At 39.5% G+C, this 6,952-nt stretch carries 4 protein-coding genes; 2 read left to right on the plus strand and 2 right to left on the minus strand.

Annotation, left to right across the window (positions count from 1 at the left end; genetic code table 11):
* Positions 1–30 precede the first annotated feature (30 nt).
* Positions 31–1,089, minus strand: coding sequence for an N-acetyl-gamma-glutamyl-phosphate reductase (gene argC, locus PN447_RS08830; RefSeq protein WP_271762417.1), 1,059 nt, complete (start codon positions 1,087–1,089; stop codon positions 31–33).
* 363 nt (positions 1,090–1,452) lie between these two features.
* Here argC and ribBA point away from each other — a divergent pair, with 363 nt between their 5' ends.
* Positions 1,453–3,228 (plus strand): bifunctional 3,4-dihydroxy-2-butanone-4-phosphate synthase/GTP cyclohydrolase II, encoded by a 1,776-nt coding sequence (ribBA, locus tag PN447_RS08835; protein ID WP_271762418.1) that lies wholly within the window; start codon positions 1,453–1,455, stop codon positions 3,226–3,228.
* 179 nt (positions 3,229–3,407) lie between these two features.
* On the opposite strand, the gene PN447_RS08840 is transcribed toward ribBA, so the two are convergent.
* A complete protein-coding gene (locus tag PN447_RS08840; RefSeq protein ID WP_271762421.1) occupies positions 3,408–5,417 on the minus strand; it encodes a DUF262 domain-containing protein in 2,010 nt (669 codons plus the stop codon).
* 686 nt (positions 5,418–6,103) lie between these two features.
* Between PN447_RS08840 and PN447_RS08845 the strand changes: the two genes are divergently transcribed.
* Positions 6,104–6,871: a lipase family protein gene (locus PN447_RS08845; RefSeq protein WP_271762423.1), complete on the plus strand. Its 768-nt coding sequence runs from the start codon at positions 6,104–6,106 to the stop codon at positions 6,869–6,871.
* Positions 6,872–6,952: the final 81 nt, after the last annotated feature.

The raw sequence follows: 6,952 nt of genomic DNA on the forward strand, positions 1-6,952 counted from the left end.
AGAGGGGAAACAAATTCCCCATGTCCCACATTAAGGATAAAATCCTAATTGGGGCAGTCCCAAGGTTTCATCCCAACCCATCATTAAGTTTAAACACTGTATAGCTTGACCCGCCTGTCCTTTAATCAGGTTGTCAATGGCTGACATGACAATCACTCGGCGAGTGCGCGGGTCAACTTCTACGCCGATATAGCAAAGATTGCTACCACAAGCCCATTTAGTTTGGGGATAAGTACCATTATCACAGACTTTCACCCAGGGGGCGTGACGATAGAAGGCTTTATAGATGGTAATCAGGTCATCCCGCACTAATCCAGGGTCCCGGAGTGTGGCGTATACTGTGGCTAAAATTCCCCGCACCATGGGGATGAGGTGGGGGGTAAATTGAACTTTGACATCGTGACCGGCTAAATCACTACAAATCTGCTCAATTTCAGGGGTGTGGCGGTGATTAACAACGCCATAAGCCCCCAGGGAGTTATCAGCCTCAGCCAATAATAGGTTAATTTTCCCCTGTCTACCTCCCCCTGATGTGCCAGATTTAGCATCGATAATGGCGCTTTCAGGGACGATGAGACCTTGTTTAAGTAGGGGGGAAAGGGCTAATAGGCTCGCAGTGGGGTAACAACCAGGACAACCCACTAGCTGGGCTTCAGCAATGCGATCGCGGTAAAGTTCTGGTAATCCATAGACTGCGGTGGCGGCCATGGCGTTATCTGTTCTCTGTCCCCCATACCAATTAGTATAAGTTGTTAAATCGCTAAATCGATAATCGGCACTCAGATCCAGTACCTTACATCCTTTGGCGCACAATTGGGGTGCAATTTGGTAAGCCAGGCCATTGGGTAGAGATAGAAATACTACCTCACACCGGTGAGCAATGACATCTGGTTCCACTGGTTCGATTGGTAAGTTAACCAGATGAGCCAGATGGGGGTAGAGGTCTGCAAAAGACCGACCAGCACTACTTTCACCCCCTAAATAAACTAGTTCAACTTCTGGATGTTCCATCAGTAATCTGACTAGTTGCACTCCCCCATAACCTGACGCGCCAACAATTCCCACAGGTACGCGTCTAAAATTACCCATAATTATGAAATCCTCATCCGTTTTTAGTTAAGGTGGTTAATTCTCAAATATCAGCTAGAAAATGCACGGCATACAACAATACACCCGTTACCCTCAATGCTAGGTTGTGGCAAGATTTTACACTTTTACTAGACAAAATCAACATTTATCTCCAAAGATCAGCAGTTTGTATAGACAACAGATCAATATTTAGATCAATATTTATTTAAGTAGAGTTAGCCGGTATTCCGCTTCCCAAGTGTTACCGGAAAAGTCTAAAATAGCTGATCAGTCTGGCAATTTAGTTGTAATCCAAATAAACAAGCTACAATCTATAAAGAAGAAATTGTAAGAAAAATTTACTTTTGGTAGCTGGAATTTTCTGTGTCAAAGCCTAAGCCTATACGAAAGACTGATTCTACTCCCCTGAATGGGAACGACTCCCCCACGGTTGTACCGACCACCGGGGACAACATTGATAGTACTGTCTCTTCAACTCCAGCCTTTAAATTTGATTCCATTGATGCTGCTTTGGCAGACTTAAAAGCAGGTCGTGTCATTGTGGTAGTAGATGACGAAAATCGGGAAAATGAAGGCGACTTAATTGGTGCAGCCCAATTTGCTACCCCAGATATGATTAATTTTATGGCGGTGCAAGCTAGGGGGCTGATTTGTCTAGCCATGACAGGCGATCGCTTGGACGAATTAGACTTACCATTAATGGTAACCAACATCACGGATACTAACCAAACAGCATTTACAGTTAGTATTGATGCGGGTCCAGAACTAGGTGTTACTACCGGAATTTCCGCCGAAGACCGCGCCCGCACGATCCAAGTGGCCCTCAACCCAGGGACTAAACCTACAGATTTACGCCGCCCTGGTCATATTTTCCCCATTCGTGCCAAAATGGGGGGTGTACTCAAACGGGCGGGACATACCGAAGCCGCTGTAGATTTATCTCGATTAGCGGGGTTATATCCAGCTGGGGTAATTTGTGAAATTCAAAACCCTGACGGTTCCATGGCGCGGTTACCGGAGTTAATTGATTATGCCCAAAAGCATAATCTGAAAATTGTTAGTATTGCCGATTTAATTAGTTATCGCCTCCAACACGATCGCCTCATATACCGTGAGGTGGTCACTAAACTGCCTAGCCAATTCGGTCAGTTTGATATTTACGCCTATCGCCATACTCTGGATAATACAGAACACGTGGCCATTGTCAAGGGTAACCCAGCTAATTTCCCAGATGCAACAGTGATGGTGCGGATGCACTCGGAATGTTTAACCGGTGATGCTTTGGGTTCTTTACGCTGTGACTGTCGGATGCAGATCAAAGCAGCACTCAAAATGATTGAAGCTGCGGGTCAAGGTGTTGTAGTTTACCTGCGACAAGAAGGGCGGGGAATTGGTTTAATTAATAAGCTCAAAGCCTATTCTTTACAGGATATGGGACTAGATACGGTAGAAGCTAACGAGCGCTTGGGTTTTCCCGCTGACCTGCGGGATTATGGGATGGGGGCGCAAATGCTGATGGATTTGGGGATTAAAAAAATTCGTCTGATTACTAATAATCCCCGTAAAATTGCCGGACTCAAGGGTTATGGGTTACAAGTGGTTGACCGCTTACCGTTATTGATTGAGGCTAATGATTATAATTCCTATTACCTAGCCACCAAAGCCCAAAAGCTGGGTCATATGCTGTTACAGACTTACTTGGTCACAGTCGCAATTAGTTGGAAAGATGACCAGCAATTATTCACTCAACGCTATGAACGTTTAGAACAACTGCGGCTGTTAGCTAAACAAAATCATCTATTATTACAGGAAGAAGCGCGGCCTCTGGGGTTGGCGCTGTTTGCTCAGTCGTCTTTAACAGTACATTTGGGTTTTGACCAAGCAAATGTGGCTGATAGTAATTGGTATCGGCAAAATGGCCATCCTTACTTACAAGCAATTTTCCAAATCCTGGATAATTTAGTTACTTTACCCTACGTGAATAAGTTAGAATTTTTGATTTCTGCTGGTAGTGACCCCTTAAGTAACTTGCAAGTTAAGCTAGACCGTCAGAATTTCTCTTTTAATACCCTACCTTCGACAATATGCGATCGCCTAGAAACTCAGCAAATTTACAGTTTTACTAGGGGGGATGGTTAAAAGTCGGTAATATTTCAGTAGTATAGGACTCCTATTTGATTTTTGAACAAGACTCAGTACACACGGCAATTCTTCTTACCTGTTCCCTGTTCCCTGTTCCCTATTCCCTATTCCCTGTTCCCTGTTCCCTGAAACCAAACAACTTTGTACCTCACGAGCATGGGAAATGCTATATTACATTACTTATCATCGACTGTATCAACATACCATTCCTCGGAAATTTCTGCTGTTTCTATTGCTTTCTGACAAAAAGCACGGATGTCGTTTGCTGATAAATTAACCTCACAAAATGCCCCGTTGTCAAGTTTTCGATATTCCCTAAATTTTTTTTCATCCCATCCTACAAAGCGGGGAAATTGTTCTATAATATCTCTAAATCTATCAGGTTCTCTATCAATAATTTTATTCAATGTAATTTCCAAAACATCCCGCCAACTTTTTACAGGATATTCTTGTTCAAATATATGAAGCAGCTTAGGAGTGGTACGACTACTCCGAGATTTACGACTACTCCGAGATTGAGGCGATGGTTTTGACTCATCACCAAAGTAACTCCATATCTGCAAAGCAATGTCAGCTAGGTATTCTCCTCTTGCTTCAATATCTTTTCTGCACCAAGATTTTTTATTATGAAAATACTTGTTTAATTCTAAATGACTCTTTTGGAAGTGAGTCTGCTTCTTAGGAAAATCATCGTTAGAAAGCTCACCATTATAAGCTGTAAGTGTTAAGTTTCCTAGAGAATGAATAAGTAATTGATGGGTTGACTCCCAATCTTCACCCAAATGTTGTTTCCACCAATCATTTAAAGTTTGTGGCATAATGTGCTCAATTGAAAGCTTATCAAAAGATACCTGCTCTTTATGTTGAAAATATTCTTCCACAGATTCAAGAATTAGTTTGGCTTTTTCATAGCGATTTTCACCACCATATAAATTCACATCCATTAGTCGTAATTTAAATTCCTCATCTTTTGGATAATTACGGCTTTGTAAATCTGATTTTAACCGGACTAAAAAACTATCTGCGGCTAAATTGGAATCTTTGCTCACCTGTGAATATAGTAAGGCAAAAACTCTATTTAAACCTCTAGTTGGAATATTACAAATAAATCTACGTAATATAAAATTTTCGATTATTTTTAAAATCGTCACAAAATCTTCTTCCGAAATTCTATCTTGGGATAGCTCATCATAACAATTTAGGAGGAAGGGGTATACTGTAAATGTTTTTAAGCGATTAATACGATGTAGATATTTGCGTATACTTTCGTTTTCTTCTCTTTCAGGGTTTAAAAGTTTTGCATAGTAGTTAGCAAAAATATATAAGTCTTTCAGGTGTGAAATTGCATCTCCTTCTCCTTTGCTAATAAGGTCTTTAATTTCAAAATAAATTTGATTTTGCTTAATTTCCTTACCACTTTTTGTCAGATAATGACGGACAAATTCTGTCAAATTTTCGCCTAAAATATCTTCCATAGGAGACCAGTATTTTTTATAAACTTCCTCTTGCGTCTCCACATCAATCCGCATAAAGAAATAATTACGTATTAAGTCAGCTTCGGTAAGAGGTCTTCCCTTAGCATTAAGATTTTCAAACACTAAATATGGATCATCTTCATTGCTAAGTTTAACACTGACAACAGAGAGGTTGTTACATATAACTCTTTTGATTTTTTCAACCTCCAACTTGCTGTTTCTAATTTTTCTTTCAAAAAATAAATAACATTCCGAAATTACATTATTTTCAATTGGTGATTCATTATTAATGATGCGATAAAATGCTGTACGGTCTAGTTGTGTAGGCATTAATTTATAATAATCTGAACCCTTTTTGTAGTGATTAACCAGAATGGTTTGATGGATTTCTTCACCTAGTTGCTTATTTCTAGATTGCTTTGCTTTATCTCGCAAAGCACAGAGGAGAATAAAGCTTGTAGTTAGGCGTTGTTGTCCATCAATTAGTAAAAATTTATTTACTCCTTCTTCAGGACCTGAAGCGGTTTGCATGGTAACAATAGAACCCATAAAGTGAGGCCTAGGATGATCTAATGAGCAGAGTTCTGCAATGTCATCCCATAACACCTGCCATTCAGATTTTTTCCAACTGTAAGCTCGTTGAAATAAGGGAACTACATACTGTATTGTACCTTCAATGATATGTTGTAACTTAGTTTCTGAGGCTTGCATTGATGATAATTATTGGCTAATAAGGTATAATCGCATACAAAAATGTATAATTATTTGATGATACAGCGCATTTTATCTGAGTGAGGTATAGAAGGGCGGGCACCGATGCCCACCCCACAAGATTTATGATATTAAGGTGTGTACTTTATTTACTTGAAAAGTGCTGTATTTTGGGTAACTATAGTCATCCTATTTGAGTTGAGAAATTATCAGTGAGGAAAGGGAACAGGGAACAGGGAACAGGGAACAGAAATTGTTCATGAATCATTTAGGATTGCTATATACACGATGTGAAACATATAGTACCACTATTTGGTTACATTTAGCCTAAAAATATATGACATAAATTAATACCCATATTTCCCTAGTACTTATGGCGGCTGGTATTATTCCGGTATATTGTGCGATCGCTATCTATATATTCTGGTTCCCCTGTAGAATGTGGGCGATCGCATAGTGGGAGTAATTTTTTATCTTATATTGTGACTGCATAAGATAAGTAATTTGTCAACCATCTAAAGCCAGAGAATTATTTTGTTACTTGGCATTTTCTGGGCTAAATAGGTGATAAGATGACAAAAACTTGACATAATCAGGGTTTGAGAGTTGATGTTCTAACGCCAATTAGGTCAAGTGGTCAATAGATTAAACACTAGGAAAAACTTTGATCAAGTAACTACTCACCTATGGATATCAATAATTCTAAAGTCCTGAAAATGGCACTCGCTTCTCAAGAAATTTATCACAAGTTTGAGGTGATTTCTAATTCTGGTTTTTTTACTAACTGGTCTTCACCTCCATATCTCATTAATATAGAGGCGACTGATACTCAAGTGGCGATTTTAAGTGATACCTATGAAACTACTATAGTCTTTCGTGGCAGTGAATCCCGCTTAGATTGGAAAACAAATTTAAATTTCCGCAAGCAAGGAAAAGAGTTTTCTCAACAATTTATTGACAAAGGAATTATTGCTGAATATAAACAAGTATATCCTTACTCTACAGGTCAAAGCTCCGGAGCTTTAATTCATCGGGGCTTTTCTAATGCTTACTTGTCTGTAAGATATCAACTTCATGATTATATTCAAACTAATCAGGTTTCTCGTCTGACTGTCACCGGTCATAGTTTAGGCGGTGCTTTAGCTACGATCTGCGCTCTTGATCTGCAATATAATTTTAATTCTCAACTATCTTCCCTTGAAGTCTATACCTTTGGCGCACCGAAAGTAGGTAATAAGAAGTTCTATCAGTCCTATGATAAACGTGTCCCTCAAACCCGTCACTTTATCTACGGTCTTGATATCGTACCTTCTCTACCTCGTTGGTGGCAAGGTTATTTTTATGCTCCGCAAAGAATAAGATTAAGTTCTCGATGGAAATTAAACTTCTTATCTGCTCGGATTAAAGACCATTCTATTAGTAGCTATATTCACTGGTTAGAAAAGTTACTTTAGACGATGTTTGATAACTTTTCAACAGGTAATTTTTATCTTAGGGAACAGGGAACAGGGAACAGGGAACAGGGAACAGGGAAC

It is taken from the genome of Anabaena sp. CS-542/02 (assembly GCF_028331085.1).
Classification (GTDB): Bacteria; Cyanobacteriota; Cyanobacteriia; order Cyanobacteriales; family Nostocaceae; genus Anabaenopsis; species Anabaenopsis arnoldii.